14 protein-coding genes are annotated in these 14791 nt (G+C 68.8%); 8 read left to right on the top strand and 6 right to left on the bottom strand.

Annotation, left to right across the window (positions count from 1 at the left end):
- Positions 1-283: 283 nt before the first annotated feature.
- The 3 genes from fabI (at position 284) to LPC10_RS02720 (ending at position 2426) form a co-directional block, all read left to right on the top strand.
- A complete protein-coding gene (gene fabI, locus LPC10_RS02710) occupies positions 284-1117 on the top strand; it encodes an enoyl-ACP reductase FabI (protein WP_231345355.1) in 834 nt (277 codons plus the stop codon).
- Between the two features lie 88 nt (positions 1118-1205).
- Entirely contained in the window at positions 1206-1967 is a 762-nt protein-coding gene (gene fliP / locus LPC10_RS02715) for a flagellar type III secretion system pore protein FliP (RefSeq protein ID WP_231345356.1), read from the top strand.
- A gap of 57 nt (positions 1968-2024) precedes the next feature.
- Positions 2025-2426 carry a DoxX family protein gene (locus tag LPC10_RS02720; RefSeq protein WP_231345357.1) on the top strand — a complete coding sequence of 134 codons (402 nt, stop codon included), beginning with the start codon at positions 2025-2027 and terminating at the stop codon, positions 2424-2426.
- 3 nt (positions 2427-2429) lie between these two features.
- Here LPC10_RS02720 and LPC10_RS02725 read toward each other — a convergent pair whose 3' ends face one another.
- The 3 genes from LPC10_RS02725 to LPC10_RS02735 form a co-directional block, all read right to left on the bottom strand.
- Positions 2430-5783, bottom strand: coding sequence for a hypothetical protein (locus tag LPC10_RS02725; protein WP_370644634.1), 3354 nt, complete (start codon positions 5781-5783; stop codon positions 2430-2432).
- A gap of 120 nt (positions 5784-5903) precedes the next feature.
- Positions 5904-6326 (bottom strand): hypothetical protein, encoded by a 423-nt coding sequence (locus LPC10_RS02730; protein ID WP_231345359.1) that lies wholly within the window; start codon positions 6324-6326, stop codon positions 5904-5906.
- 153 nt (positions 6327-6479) lie between these two features.
- Positions 6480-8627 (bottom strand): S9 family peptidase, encoded by a 2148-nt coding sequence (locus LPC10_RS02735; RefSeq protein WP_231345360.1) that lies wholly within the window; start codon positions 8625-8627, stop codon positions 6480-6482.
- Positions 8628-9027: 400 nt separating this feature from the next.
- Between LPC10_RS02735 and LPC10_RS02740 the strand changes: the two genes are divergently transcribed.
- The 3 genes from LPC10_RS02740 to LPC10_RS02750 all read left to right on the top strand — a co-directional run bounded on the left by LPC10_RS02740 (position 9028) and on the right by LPC10_RS02750 (position 10771).
- Positions 9028-9465 carry a MucR family transcriptional regulator gene (locus LPC10_RS02740; RefSeq protein WP_231345361.1) on the top strand — a complete coding sequence of 146 codons (438 nt, stop codon included), beginning with the start codon at positions 9028-9030 and terminating at the stop codon, positions 9463-9465.
- Between the two features lie 167 nt (positions 9466-9632).
- Positions 9633-9827 (top strand): hypothetical protein, encoded by a 195-nt coding sequence (locus LPC10_RS02745; protein ID WP_231346947.1) that lies wholly within the window; start codon positions 9633-9635, stop codon positions 9825-9827.
- A gap of 134 nt (positions 9828-9961) precedes the next feature.
- Positions 9962-10771, top strand: a complete 810-nt coding sequence (locus tag LPC10_RS02750) for a DUF6456 domain-containing protein (protein ID WP_231345362.1) — start codon at positions 9962-9964, stop codon at positions 10769-10771.
- 107 nt (positions 10772-10878) lie between these two features.
- On the opposite strand, the gene LPC10_RS02755 is transcribed toward LPC10_RS02750, so the two are convergent.
- Together LPC10_RS02755 and LPC10_RS02760 are read right to left on the bottom strand one after the other, a co-directional pair.
- Positions 10879-11292, bottom strand: a complete 414-nt coding sequence (locus tag LPC10_RS02755; protein WP_231345363.1) for a SufE family protein — start codon at positions 11290-11292, stop codon at positions 10879-10881.
- A gap of 86 nt (positions 11293-11378) precedes the next feature.
- Positions 11379-12458 carry a sensor histidine kinase gene (locus LPC10_RS02760; RefSeq protein ID WP_231345364.1) on the bottom strand — a complete coding sequence of 360 codons (1080 nt, stop codon included), beginning with the start codon at positions 12456-12458 and terminating at the stop codon, positions 11379-11381.
- Positions 12459-13447: 989 nt separating this feature from the next.
- On the opposite strand from LPC10_RS02760, the gene LPC10_RS02765 reads away from it, so the two are divergent.
- On the top strand, positions 13448-13957 hold the full coding sequence (locus LPC10_RS02765; RefSeq protein WP_231345365.1) for a hypothetical protein: 510 nt from the start codon (positions 13448-13450) through the stop codon (positions 13955-13957).
- A 100-nt stretch (positions 13958-14057) separates the two neighbouring features.
- Complete coding sequence (locus LPC10_RS02770; protein WP_231345366.1) at positions 14058-14222, top strand: hypothetical protein; 165 nt, start codon at positions 14058-14060, stop codon at positions 14220-14222.
- Positions 14223-14274: 52 nt separating this feature from the next.
- Here LPC10_RS02770 and LPC10_RS02775 read toward each other — a convergent pair whose 3' ends face one another.
- Entirely contained in the window at positions 14275-14715 is a 441-nt protein-coding gene (locus tag LPC10_RS02775; protein ID WP_231345367.1) for a VOC family protein, read from the bottom strand.
- Positions 14716-14791: the final 76 nt, after the last annotated feature.

Genomic DNA, 14791 nt, shown 5'->3' on the forward strand with positions numbered 1-14791 from the left:
CTCACCGTGATTGGCATCGCCGTTGCCGCGACCGTGGCCGTGCGGGCCAAGCAGGCCCTGATCGACGACGCACAGTCGGGAACCCGCGGCTACTTCTGAGACCCTTCCTCCCTACCTGACCGATCTCGAGGCCCCAGCGTACCCGCGCCGGGGCTTTTTCGTGCCGGGCCTGTGGCGCGACGCCGTGTGCAATTCAGCGCCACGCGTGGACAGGCCGTCGCCCGGCGGGCTAAGCCTCGCACAGGGCGCCGCGGCGCCAGGCCGAAGGCGTGCGGGTTTGAGAATGACGGGTTTAATGGCGGGCAAGCGCGGCCTCATCATGGGGGTCGCCAACGATCATTCGATCGCCTGGGGCATCGCCAAGACTCTACACCGGCAGGGCGCAGAACTCGCCTTCACCTATCAGGGCGAGGCGCTCGGCCGCCGCGTCGCGCCGCTCGCCGCCTCGGTCGGCTCCGACATCGTGCTGCCCTGTGACGTCGAGGACATCGGCACCGTCGATGCCGCCTTCGCCGCCCTCGACGAGCGCTTCCCCGACGGGATCGACTTCATCGTCCACGCGATCGGCTTCTCGGACAAGGCGCAGCTCAAGGGCCGCTACGTCGATGTCACGACCCGCGCGAATTTTTCGCGCACCATGACGATCTCCTGCTTCTCCTTCACCGAGATCGCCCAGCGCGCGGCCGCGCGCATGCCGCGGGGCGGATCGCTTTTGACGCTGACCTATGCAGGCTCGACCCGCGTGATGCCGAACTACAACGTCATGGGCGTCGCCAAGGCCGCGCTCGAAGCCTCGGTGCGCTACCTCGCCAGCGACCTCGGGCCGGACGGAATCCGCGTCAACGCCCTCTCGGCCGGTCCGATGCGCACGCTGGCCGGCGCCGGCATCGCCGATGCCCGGCTGATGTACAATCACCAAAAGGCGCACGCGCCGCTGCGGCGCACGGTGACGCTGGAGGATGTCGGCAATTCCGCCCTCTACCTCCTCTCCGATCTCTCCGCCGGCGTGACCGGTGAGATCCACTTCGTCGATTCGGGCTACAACATCATCTCGATGCCGCGGCCGGCGGTGCTTCAGGCCCAGGACGAGGCGGGCGTCGTCGGCGACGACGTGTGATCGCGCGGCAAGGGTACGACAAGGGCGTTGCAGCGTGTCGTCGCGTCGCTTGTGCGCGACCGAATCACGCCCCAGGGTGCGGCCCGCGATGACCCCCTCCCCCTGCCGACCCGTGCTGCGCCCCGCTCTTCGGACGACGGTCCTGGCTGTCCTGCTGTTCGTGGGGGGCTCGGGCGCGGCGCTGGCGCAGAGCGTCACCCTCGATCTCGGCGCGGGCGGCACCACCGAGCGGGCGCTCCAGCTCGTCGCGCTGATCACGGTCCTGGCGCTCGCGCCGTCCGTCCTGGTGATGGCGACCTCCTTCACCCGGATCGTCGTCGTGCTGTCGATCCTGCGCTCGGCGCTCGGCACCCAGACCGCCCCGCCCAACACGGTGATGGTCAGCCTCGCTCTGTTCCTGACGGCGTTCGTGATGGCACCGACGGCGCGGGAGGCCTATCGGAACGGCGTCGAGCCGCTGGTGGCCGGCCAGATCAGCCAGTCCCAGGCCTTCGAGCGGGCCTCCGCACCGTTCAAGACCTTCATGCTGCGCAATGTGCGCGAGAAGGATCTTAAGCTCTTCCTCGACATGGCCCGTCAGCCGGCCCCCGCGGGTCCGGAAGCGATCGGCCTGGAAATCGTCACCCCCGCCTTCATGATCTCGGAGCTGCGCCGCGCCTTCGAGATCGGCTTCCTTCTGTTCATCCCCTTCCTGATCATCGATCTCGTGGTCGCCTCGGTGCTGATGGCGATGGGTATGATGATGCTCCCGCCGGCCACCGTTGCGCTGCCGTTCAAGCTGATCTTCTTCGTTCTGGTCGACGGTTGGACGTTGGTGGCAGGCTCCCTCATTCAAAGCTACGGAGGGTGAGGCCCGCCGCACGATGATTCGAGGGCGCGGGCCGACGCGTAGAGAGGACGTTGAGGCATGGATCTGACGAGCATCACCGCACAATGGGCGCCGCGGATGCTGAGCGTCCTGCGAATCGTCTCGGCACTGATCTTCATGGCGCACGGCACGCAGAAGATCCTCGGTTTCCCGCCGAGCGCGATGAACCCGCCACTGCTATCGCTGTCCGGAATCGCCGGCCTGCTCGAACTCGTCGGCGGCGCGCTGCTCGTGGTCGGGCTGTTCAGCCGGCCGGTCGCTTTCATCCTCTCCGGCCAGATGGCCTTCGCCTACTTCATCGCCCACGCGCCGAAGAGCTTCTTCCCGGCCCTCAACGGGGGTGATGCGGCAATCCTGTTCTGCTTCGTCTTCCTCTACATCGCCTTCGCCGGCCCCGGCCCGTGGAGCCTCGATGCGCAGCGCGGCCGCCGCACGTACTGAGCGTCAGCCCGGCGGCGGGGACGGCGCCTCGGCGCGGTTGCCCGTCGCGGCGCTGCCGGGCTCCGGCACGGCGCTGTCCGGATAGCGCTTGCGATATTCCGAGAGGAAGGCGGCGAGCGTTTCCGCCTTCGTGGCGCGCAGGGCCGCGTCGCGGAAGGCGGCGGAGCGGGGCGCATCCGGCCGCGTCAGCATCGCGAAGGTGCGGGCATCCGCGCCCTCGGCCATCGGCCCCGCGAACTTCGCCTTCAAGCGCTCCAAGCCCAGCGCCTCGCCCGCGAGCCCATAGGCGATGCCGGCGCGGATCACGTCGGCGCGCGCCGTGTCGTCGAGGGGCTTTCCGGAGCGCCAAGCCGGCCCGAGGATCATCTCGTGCGCCTCGCCCGCTTCGCGCCAGCGGCGGGCGGCCCAAAGGATGTCGGCGCGCAGCCGTTCGGCATCGGCCCCGGTCTCGCCCTCAACCGTCTCCAGGGCGAGATCGGTGCGGGACAGATCGGACAGGGCGCGAGCCCGCAGCAGCGCGCGGGCGCGGCGGACGTCCTCCGGCAATTCGGGCAGGTGGGTCGCGTCGAGCGTCTGGAGCGCCTGGAGCGGTTTGCCCTCCATCAGGCGAATCGTGGCGAGCCGTGCCGAAACCGAGGAGCGGGCCGCGCCCTCCAGGCGGTGCTCGATCTGGTACTGCAGCAGCTCGTCGGCGGAATCGAGCAGGTCGAGGGCGACGAGACGGTCGGCCAAGCGACGCACGATCTCGTCGGCCCGCCGGCCGGCGGGGGCGAAGTCCTTGAAGTCGAAGTACAGCGCCAGCGCCTCGACGCCGCCGAGCTTTTCGCCGCGCGGGCCGAGGAACAGGTCCTCGAAGACGGTCATGGCGCGCTCGTGCAGCGCGCGCGCGATCGGCGCCTGGGCGTTGAGGGTGTTGGCCCGGCGCGCGGTGGTGAAGATCTTGCGCCAGCGCCCGGCCTCTTCGTAGAGGCCGCCGAGCGCACCGAGCGTGCCGATCTCGGTCGGGCCGCCGTGCCAGGTCACGGCCAGGATCTCCAGCCGGTCGATCGCGTCGGGCAGGGTCGTCTTGCCGAGTGTGTGGCCGAGGGTGGCCGCACGCAGCGTCGCCTCCGCCGCCAGCGGCCAGGGCGCCTGATCCCGCAGCGTCTCGTAGGCCGCCAGCGCCGCCGCGCCGCGCCCCGTCGCCTCGTCCATCTTCGCCCGCAGCAGCGTCAGCCGGTCCCGCGTGTATTCGGTGGCGGCACGGGTGGCTGCGATCGCTTCGCGCGTGACCGCCTCCCAATCCCCGGTCTCGACTGCGGCCTCGGCAGCGGCGGCGTGGAACAGCGAGGCGAGGGGCTCGGGGTAGCGCTCCAAGACCGACTCGCCGGCGCGCAGGGCACTCGCCGCCTCGCTCCACCGACCGGTCAACGCCTCGGCATAGCCGCGCCAGAGGCGAGCTTCGGGATTGGAGGCGAGCCGCTCGTCCGAGAGGAGCTTGCGCGCCTCCTCGGCCCGTCCGATCCGGGCGAGCAGAATGCCGCGCATCAGAACCGTCTGCCGGTCGCCGTCGATGACGACGTCCTCGGCGGCGGCCGCGTTCAGGGCGCCGAGCGCCTCGACGTCGAGGTCGTTGGCGATCAGCGCTCTGGCCAGAGCGAGGCGGGCGCCGCCGCGGTCCCGGCGCTGCGCCTCGACGGCGGCGGCCAAGCCCTCGCGCAGTGTCGCGCGCACGTCGCCGCGCTGCGCCTTTTCCCAGGCTTCGCGGTCGATCACCAGCTCCGTGACGGAGCCCACCGGCGGATCGGCGGAACGCGAGACGCCGGAGACCGCAAGACCGCTCTCGCGCCCCTCTTTCCCGCCCTCACGGCCGATCGTGACGCCGTCGAGGTCGGGCCGAACGATGAGGTCGTCGGCGTTCGCGAGCACGGCGAGGCCGAGCCGGCTCGGGATGAGTTCGAACTCGACGAAGCGCTGCGCCTTCACCACCCCCGCCGGACGGCTGCCGTCGGCAGTGACGACGGCGATGCGCTCGCCAGCGAGATCGAGCCAGCCGACGGGACCGGCCGCGGGCAGGCGCAGGGTCACGCCGAGCCGCCCCTGCGCCGCCGGAATGCGCTGAGCGGTCAGGCTCTCGCTCGGTGAGAGGCTGTCGCCGGTCATCAGCTCCCAGCCTCCCGGTTCGGTGACAGGCAGGAGATCAACGAGCCGTCCGGGGGGTGCGGTGAAGCGGAGAATGGTGAAGGCGCCGCTGCGCTGCGGGGCCGAGAGCGCGACGAGGCCCGTGGCTCCGGGCGGAGGCACGGCGACCGGGTCTGTCGTGGCGAACACGAGCGTGACGACCCCTCCGCGCTCGAACAGGGCCGCCGGCACACGCTTGGCGAAGGGGAAGACGAGCCCCGAACCCGCCTTGCGCGTCATCGGGGAAGAGGGCGGCGCGGGACGGCGCGGCGATGCGTCGGCGGCCGGCGCGGCGGCGGGCCGGGGCGGCTCCTTTGCGGCGTCCCTCACTTCCTCCTTCGCTTCGCTTCCAGAAAGGGCCGCCGATGGCAGCGCGGTCTCCGACGACGGCGGCTTGGTGAGGAAATCGATGGTGACGACATCCTCGTCGCGCGCGGTGGCGAGGGTCACACCATCCGCCGGGTTCGCGACGATCCGGGTCTCGCCCACCTCCGTCTCGACGGCGACGCGGCCGATGTTCGGGGCGAGGCGCCCCCGCAGGGCGAGATCGTCGATGCGCCACGCGCCCGGCAGCGTGAGGCGCGTGCCTGTTCCGGTCGGCGCGAAGGCCGCCTCGCTGCCCTCCGGCAGGCGCAGCGAGAGACGGGTCCGCACCTCGTTGCGGGCGAGTTCGAGGGTCAGCGGACGTGGGACGGGAGGCGGGTTGCGGGCCTTCAGGCTCGCCTCGGCGGCGGCCGCCCGGCGGGCGAGATCGGCCACCACCTCGGTGGGAAGCGGCGGAAGGAAACCATTCCAATTCTCCGGCAGCAGATCGATGAAGACCTGCTCGCCGGCATCCTGCACGTTGAGGCGATAGGGGCGTTGCAGGGCCAGACGCAGGGCCGAACCGTCGGGGTCGCGCCGCACCACGGTGACATAGTCCGGCATGCCGGCGGCGATCCGCTCGGGGCCGGCCGTCACCGCCTCGCCGAAGGTGAGCACGAGAATCGCGCCCGACACCCGCGCCTTGACGGCGACCGGCTCATCGAAGGTCAGGACGATGCGGCCGTAGCCTTCCGGCGCCTGCGCGCCCTTGGCCGAGACGAGTCGGGCCGCCTCCGCCGCCGAAATCCAGGCGCAGAGGCCGGCGGCGAGGCCGGCGCGCAGCAACATCCTGCCCGGACGCAGCCGCTTTCCCTGACCGGCCCGTCCCCCCATCGCGCGAAACGCCCGCCATCTTCGCGGCGCCTGACCTCGGACGGAGGCCGGGCGCCGAACGCCACTCGTGCGGGCACTCTCGCTCAGCGCGGTGAACGCGTGCTTAAAGCGCGGCTTGCCTCACGAGGCCTTGCGCAGGACGAGGCCGGGGATCGCCGTGCCCCTCTCGCCGAACATTTCCTGCGCCTTCCGGCAGCTCTCATCGACGTTCTTCCGGTAGGCTTCGGTGTAGCCCATGCTGCGCATCAGCAATTCACCCTTGGAGATCGCGTCGAGATCGACCCCCATGGCGGCGACCACCGCCTTGAACCGCTCGTAATCGGGCTGCGCCTCCTTGCAGGACTCGCCGACGAAGCGCACGAGCCCGGCGAGCTTCACGGCATTCGCCTGCTGACGCTCCTGGGCGGACTGCGGCGCCTTCGGAGCCCCCTCTGGGGCGGTCGCGCCGACCTCGGGCGCGACCGGCTTCGGCGCCGGCTCCTGAGCCTGCGCAGCGAGCGGTAGCGCGAACAGGATCGCGGCGGCGATCGCGACGTACTTCATCGGGTTTCTCCCTGGGCGTCGTGTTCGACTATTATTTTAATCTTATTCTCTGCTGTACCATCACAGCAGAGGCGCGGGCGCCGTTCTGCCCTTTTTGCGACGCTTTGTCGAAGCGCCGGCCGCGCGGCCTTTCCCGGCCGGCACCGATCCTGTTCAGGCGGGCTTCGCCGCGCGCGCCGCCGCCATCAGGGCAAAGGCGTAGATCAGCCCGACCTCTTCCAGGCGGTCGAAGCGGCCGGCCGCGCCGCCATGCCCGGCCTCCATGTTGATCTTGCAGAGGATGGGACCGCCGCCGGTCATGGTGGCGCGCAGCCGGGCCACCCATTTGGCCGGCTCCCAATAGGTCACGCGCGGATCGGTGAGGCCGCCGAGCGCCAGGATCGCCGGATAGGCCTTCGCGGCGACGTTGTCGTAGGGCGAATAGGACAGGATCGTCCTGAACGCCGCCTCGCTCTCAGCCGGGTTGCCCCATTCCGGCCATTCCGGCGGGGTCAGCGGCAGGTCGGCGTCGAGCATGGTGTTGAGCACGTCGACGAAGGGCACGTCGGCGACGATGCCGGCGAAGAGCTCCGGCGCGATGTTGGCGGCGGCACCCATCAGCATGCCGCCCGCGCTGCCGCCGTGGGCGACGATGCGTCCCTGCGCGGTATAGCCCGCCTCGATCAGCGCCCGGCCGCAGGCGACGAAATCGGTGAAGGTGTTGGGCTTCTTCTCGCGCTTACCTTCAAGATACCAGTTCCAGCCCTTCTCCGTGCCGCCGCGGACATGGGCGATGGCGTAGACGAAGCCGCGATCGACGAGGCTGAGCAGGTTGGTGCGAAACGCCGCCGGCATCAGCGTGCCGTAGGAGCCGTAGCCGTAGAGCAGGAGCGGCGCCGAGCCATCGAGTGCGAGCCCGCGGCGGTGCAGCAGCGAGATCGGCACGCTCTCCCCGTCCGGCGCCGTCGCGAACAAGCGGCGGGTAACGTAGTCGGCAGGCTCGTGGCCGCTCGGCACGGTCTGGCGCTTGCGCAGGATGCGGGCGCGGGTGACGCAATCGTAGTCGTAGGTCTCGGCCGGCGTCGTCATCGACGAGTAGGTGAAGCGAATTCGCGCCGTCTCGAACTCATAGCCCGGCAGGAGCCCGAGGGAGTACGCCTCCTCCGCGAAGGAGACCGTGTGCTCCTCGCCCTTCATGTCGCGCACGACGATGCGCGGCAGCGCGTTCTCCAGTTCGAGCCGCACGAGATGGTTTCCGAGGACGTGCAGGTGCCGGATCATCACGCCGGGCCGGTAGGGCACCGCGTCGCGCCAGTTCTCCCGCGCCGTGGCGTCGAGGGGGCAGGTGACGATCTTGAAGTCGACCGCGCCGTCGGCGTTCGTCAGGATGACGAGATACGAGCCCCAGTGCTCGACGGAGTAGATCAGCCGCTCCTCGCGAGGCGCGACGCAAGCCAGCGCGCCCTCGTCGTCGGCGCGGTCGAGCAGATAGACCTCCGCCGTCTCGTGGTCGCTCGCCGTGACGGTGAGATAGGTGCCCGATTGGGTGCGGCCGATATTCACGAAGAAGCCCGGATCGGCTTCCTCGTAGACGAGCGTATCCTCGGCCTGATCCGTGCCGAGGCGGTGGCGCATCACGCGGGCGGGGCGGTGGTTCTCGTCGAGCGCCACGTAGAAGAAGGCGGTGCCGGCCGCGTTCCAGACCGCGTCGCCCGCGGTCGATTCCACGCGCTCCGGGCGATCCTCGCCGGTGTCGAGGTCACGCACGCGGATGGTGTGGAGCTCAGAGCCCTTGGTGTCCACGCCCCAGGCGAGCAGGCGGTGATCGTCGGAGTGGGCCGCGCCGGCGATCTCGAAGAAGGCCAGCCCTTCGCCTTCCTTGTCACCGTCGAGCAGGATCTGCTCGCCGATCTCGCCATCCTCCGGCTCCTCGGCGATGCGGTGAACGGTGCGCGGGCGGCGGCAAACCAGCGGGTGCTGCCCGCCCTCGCGGTGGCGGGAGTAATAGGCAAAGGGGCCGTCGGGCTCCGGGACCGAGGCGTCGTCCTCGCGGATGCGCCCCCGCATCTCGGCGACGAGGGCCTTGCGCAGAGCCGTAGCGCCGCCGAGCGCCGCCTCGGCATAGGCGTTCTCGGCCTCGAGGTAGGCGCGGATATCGGGAGCCAGCGCCGACGGATCCTTCAACACCGCGCGCCAGTTCTCGGCCTTGAGCCAGGCGAACGGATCCTCGACGCGCCGGCCGAAGAGTTCGAAGGCGTGCGGGCGCGCCTCGGCCGCGGGTGCCTCGGGCGGCAGGGAAAAGGCGGGCGGTTCGAAAGTCATCGCCGAACTCCGGTCGAACGCGTGAGAGGTGATCATGCGGGATGACAGGCGGTGTGCCGCGCCGCGAGGCGGCCCGCAAGGCCGCCAGCAACGCGGCCCGACCCCGATCGAACGTCACGGAAAGCCCATCCATACAGCCGGCCCGAGAGGAGGAAGCTGGAGCATTCACGGTAAATTGCGCACGTCCCGGACGCCCTGGACCCATTCAGTTGTGCATACCCGTCCTGTCTTGCAGGTCTAATGTAGATGTCCTAGGTAGATCGCGTGACTGAGGGGGCGTCACTCCAAACCGAAAACAAGCGGCACGATTGCACAAGACGGTCCTTTGCCTGCCCGGTTCCCGCTGGACACTGGGCTAGATCGATTGCGCGCGATGCACCGCGAAGGGACAACCGAGATCATGAACGAAACCGATCCGTCGGTCGATTACGTCGCTCTCACAGCCGACATCGTCACCGCCTATGTGAGCAACAACCCGGTGCCGGCCGCTGAACTCGCCGGCCTCATCGGCAGCATTCACGGCGCCCTGATTCAAGTCGGAAGCGGCCGCGTCGCCGCACCGCAGCCCGCCGTCCAAGAACCGCAGCAGCCGGCCGTGCCGGTCAAGAAGTCGATCCAGCCCGACTACATCGTCTGCCTGGAGGACGGGCGGACCTTCAAGTCGCTGAAGCGGCACCTGCGCGCCAAGTACAATCTCTCCCCCGAGCAGTACCGCGCCAAGTGGGGTCTCTCGCCCGACTATCCGATGGTGGCGCCGAACTACGCCAAGGCCCGTTCGGATCTTGCCAAGGCCATCGGTCTCGGCCAAGTGCGCCCAGACTACGACGCGGCCGCCTGATTTCTCTCAGCCCCCAGCACCCGCGGTGCCGCCCTGCTCCGGCGGTGCCGCGGGCCGCTGAGCCCAGGGCGGCCGACCGCGTGCGCGGACCGCATCGAATCGACTTATCAACAGCTTCGTCATGAATTTGTCGCGGAACGCAGCAGCCGTTGCTGCATTCCTTCGACATGAGCGACGAGGACCTCTCCGAACGACTGTCCAAGACCAACGCGGCTCTCGCAGAGTGGGCCGCCCGCTCTGCCTGCGAGAGCGATGCATTGATCGAGCGCTTCGAGCGGATGGGCTACGAGGTGCGCGACAAGTCGGTGGACGAGATCACCGAGGTGCTGAAACAGCCACCGACCCGTCCGCCGCGCGGCTGAAACGCGGATTTGAACAGCGTGACGGTGCAACCTCAGGCAGCACATGACGCTGTCAAGACTTGTATTAGGACGATTTTCCCTTAGCCTCCTGACATTGGTCCGGTTCGGGTGGCAATATGAGTAAAGAACAAAACATGAACATAGCAGGCGTTCTCGGTCGCGAGGCCGAACGCCTGCTGGCGGCGCTGGCGCCCGAGGGTGCGTATGCCTTTCCCGATCCGAGTGCGCCGGAGACGCTGATCGTGCGCAGCGGCGGTGGCGGCGTGTCGCTCGGCGCGGGGCGGTTCTCCGCACGGGCCGGCGCGACGCTTGTCGCGGCCGATCTCGCTTCGCGGGACGACGGGCGACGCAACCGGCTGGTGATCGGCGCGGCCGGGCGGGCGCGTCTGCGCCGCGCCGAGGTGGGCGGCTCGGACGGCTTCCGGATGCAGCATCTCGCGGTTGTACGAGAAGGGTCGGGCGAGGCGGAGCGGCTGCGTGACACGGCCGAGAGTCCTCTGGCGTGGATGGCCCGCCGGCGCGGACGCGACGGCGAGCCGATGATCGATGCGGCCGCCTTCGCGGCGGGGGAGCGGCTGCGCCACGACCTCACATCGGCACAGATGCTGCCGCAGCTCTCGACCGACTGGACCGCGCCGCGCGTCGACGGGGGTGGCCCGCGCGATCCGTCTTCGGCCTCCGACCGGATCATCGCCGCACGGCAACGGGTGGATCTTGCGCTGGCGGCAGTGGGCTCGGACCTGTCGGGATTGCTGATCGACCTGTGCGGCTTCCTCAAGGGCCTGGAGCGGATCGAGGCGGAGCGGCGCTGGCCGGCGCGCTCGGCCAAGGTGGTGGCACGCATCGCCCTGGCGCGGCTCGCCGAGCATTACGGGATCGGCCGCGAGGCGACCGGCCCGGAACGGGCCCGCAGCCGCGCATGGCGCTCACCTCCGCTCGGGTAGCGGAAGGTTCAAGCGGCCGCGGCCTCCCTCCCCGACAAGAAGCAGGCCGGCAGGCTGGAAAGATCCGCCGAGACGGCACGCGGCCCTGCGGGCGTGCCTTCTCCCGGTCAGGAGACCCGGCTGGCGTCGCGCTGGATCTTCTCGACCATGGCGCGGACGCCGTTCGATCGCTTCGAGGTGACGTGGGCGCCGAAATTGAGCTGCTTGAGCAGATCGAGCCCGTCCAGCTTCGCCGCCTGATCCGGGCTCTTGCCAGAATACAGCGCGACCATGAGAGCGACGAAGCCCTTCACCAGATGCGAGTCGCTGTCGCCGACGATCGTCACTCGGCGGCCGTTGTCCTCCGTGGACACCACGAGCCAGACTTGGCTCTCGCATCCACGGACGAGATTCTGATCCGATTTCCACGCCTCCGGCATGGGCGGCAGGGCGCGGCCGAGTTCCATCACGTAGACGAGCTGCTCGTGCGGGTCGTCGATGAGTTCGAAGTTTTCGATGATGGTGTCGAGGTCGGGCAGCATGGCACACGCGTTCAGGAGCGTCGGGCGATTTCAGCCGATATAGCGACCGCGGGCTGGGGCCGCGAGGCTCTTCCTGCGTCGAGGCGTCAGCGCAGGGACGGCGGCAGCGAGGGAGGGACGTAGGCCCGCGCCTCCGGCAGTTGCAGCAGCAGCGGATCGGTCTCGGTCGCCGTGCCGCTGACGGCGATCTCGGCCTGGGCGGCATAGGCCGCGATCAGGCGGGGGCCAAGCTTCGGCACACCCTCCCGCCCCGCGGCGGCGGCCTCACCGGAGCTGGAGACGATGGAGAGCCGCACCGGTCCGCCGACACCCGCATCGATGCCGATCACGATGCCGCACGTCACCGTCTCGCCCGTGGCATCGAGGCACTCCGCAACGATCTCGGCGACGATCATGCCCAGGGCGTTGGCGGTGCGGGGCTCGACCAGACTCGTCCCCTCCCCCTCGATCGTCACACTGATCCGTCCGGCCCGCCGGAGCTGCCCGAGCCCGGAGGCGAGCCGCCGCAGATAGTCCCGCAAGTCGATCGACGCGATGTGGGGCGCCTCGTGCAGGTGCTGCTGCACCAGGGCGATCGCCCTCACCCGCTGCCCGAGGGCATCGAAGCTGCCGCGACAGGATTCCGGCGCGGCGCGGCCGTAGAGGCCGATCAGGCTCACCATCACCTGGAGGTTGTTGCGCACCCGGTGATAGATCTCCGCCAGCAGCGTCTCCTTCTCCAGAAGCGCGTGCTCGGCATGCTCCTCGGCGTTCTTGCGGTCGGTGATGTCGAAGCACGAACCGAGATAGCCGTAGAAGATGCCGTTCTCCTCGAGCGGACGGCCGGTATCGAGCAGCCAGCGATAGGCGCCATCGTGGCGGCGCAAACGGAATTCGATGGTGAACGGAAGCCGCGACTCGAACGCCTTCTCGACGATCTCGGCATGACGCTTGAAATCGTCCGGGTGCAGTCCCTTGCGCCAGCCGTCGCCAATCTCCTCGGACAAGGGGCGGCCGGTGAACTGGAGCCAGCACTCGTTGTGATAAGTGGAGTGTCCGGACTCATCCGTACGCCACATCATCAGCGGCACATGGTCGGCAAATCGACGGAATCCGTCGCCGAGGTCAAACGGGGTCTCCGGCCCGCCATTCCCCGAAAAGCCGCCTTCTGGCGTATCAGCACCCATACCGCTCGTCTGTTCGCTCGTCGCAACCCGAAAACGACTTCACCTATGCGCCGGACAACGTCCGCGGTGTGGGGCCGTTCCGGGGCGTCCACAAGTCGATAAATCCTTTCGGCCGGGCAAGTCCCTACGGCACCGTGCGGCCCGATCAAGCTTCACGAATGCTCGATCACCCCAAGGATGCGCGCGGCCGATCGTTCAATCGGCGCGGGTTCGGGATGGATTGGCATGTCCGGGTTGGATCGTCCGCTCACGCACCGCCGACAGCGATGGCGGCGGCGTTCACGCAAGAAGGGTCTCAGGCTCACCAGTGGCCGACCGGCGACGTCGAGTGCGGGCCCGGTCAGCGAGGTCTTGCGGTGTCACGGACGACAGGGTGGCACCGGCTGGGCTTTTCGCGCGCATCGCTTCAGCCGTCAGCCCAAGCTGGACCTTTCAGCATTCTGAACAGACTTCCGCCGAATCACTGCCGGAAAGCAGCGCGCGAAAGCAGTCAGGGCGGTGCCGAACGCCCCACACCTGCATCGGCCTTGGAAGCGTTCGTGAGTACGATCCGAACTCCCAATGAAACAAATGTGGTATTCACTCCCGCCCTCAAGACGAGAACCATCCCACTTTATACGACATACAATCCTATTTCGCGCCGCAACAGGATTGGCAGGGATGAGAACGGCGTCCGTTCAACGAAATGTGAGCAAAGTGCTTGCCTCATTCGTTAAGACGTGCATTCTACCCCTCGTCCGCATCAGACCCGGCGAGAGAGCCCAGTCCGGCCTACCGGCCGTTCATGGCGTCGAGGAGCGACCGCCCCCGGAAGCTTCGAGGCACAATCCCGCAAGGGTTGGACGATCTGAAGGGTGACGCTCCGGCGCCGCTCCGAAGGGCCCATCGAGCTGGTCTCAGGCCGGCGGGTCCCCAGGAACCCACGACAGAGGGGGGCACGAAGTGCTGGCCGCGGGCATTTCGAATGCCTGCACGTCGTGGGGAGCCTGATGAATACGGACGATTTCATCTACGATTTCGACGCGCCGGACTCGGACTGGAACTACGAGCCGTCACGAGCCGATCTGTTTCGGCAGATCGATGCCCCGCTCTACACCACCGACGCGGACGGATGGCTGACCTTCTACAATGACGCCGCCGCGCGGCTCTGGGGGTTTCGCCCCGTGCTCGGCAAGGCGCGCTGGTGCGGGTCGTGGCGGCTGTTCGAGGCGGATGGGAGACCGCTCCCGCACGATCTCTCGCCGATGGCCGTCGCCCTCCGAGAAGGCCGCGCGCCCCGCGGCATCCAGATCGGCCTCGAACGGCCGGACGGGAGCCGGATGGCGTTCATGCCCTACCCGACCGCACTTCACGACGCATGCGGCGCCGTGGTCGGGGGCTGCAACATCCTTCTCAAGGTCGAACGCCCCAGCCTGCGCTTCGCCTTCCGCAGCCCGCTTCAGGGGCGACCGACGCTGCGTGCTGCCCAAGTCGCGGGCATGCACAGATGTTCGGCCTGAGGTTGCCGGGGATGTGGCCGCGATCCACCTCGTTCAAGCGGTGCGATCCGAGGACTGACCCAACGGATCGTCTCGCGGCCTGAGAAGAGAGGAGGAAGCCATGTCGGTCGATACCAACTGGAGCCTCGACGCCGTTCAGAGCCTGCGCAGCATGGCCCGTGAGGGCGTGTCGGTCTCCGTCATCAGCCTGAGACTGAAGCGGCCGGTCGATGCGGTCTGCGCCAAGCTCGCCGAGCTCGGCATCACGCCGAAGGTCGAGGCCTGATCGATCCGGATGGACGCCCGCGGCGTGACGCCCGGGCGCCCACCCCGTCGCGTTACCAGGTTCCGGTATTCTCCATCGACAGCCAGGGCTCCTGCGGCGGCTTCGATCCGCCCTTCTGCAGGATCTCGATGGAGATGCCGTCCGGCGAGCGCACGAACGCCATATGCCCGTCGCGGGGCGGCCGGTTGATGGTGACGCCGGCGTCCTTCAGTCGCTGGCAGAAGGCGTAGATGTCCTCGACCTGATAGGCGAGGTGCCCGAAATTGCGCCCGCCCGAATACTCCTCCGGATCCCAGTTGTAGGTCAGCTCGATCAGGGGCGACTTCGTCGCCTCGGCGCGCTCGACGTCGCCCGGAGCGGCGAGGAAGACGAGGGTGAAGCGGCCCTTCTCGTTCTCGACCCGACGCACCTCCTTCAGGCCGAAGGTGTCGACGTAGAAGGCGAGCGCGCGGTCGAGATCCGCCACGCGAACCATCGTGTGCAGGTATTCCATGGCCACACCGGATGATGACAGGGATGGCCGGCTATCTGGCCCGCGGCAGCCCCCCGTCAACGGGCGTCTGCGATGG

Origin of the sequence: Methylorubrum sp. B1-46, from assembly GCF_021117295.1 — a bacterium.
Classification (GTDB): domain Bacteria; phylum Pseudomonadota; class Alphaproteobacteria; order Rhizobiales; family Beijerinckiaceae; genus Methylobacterium.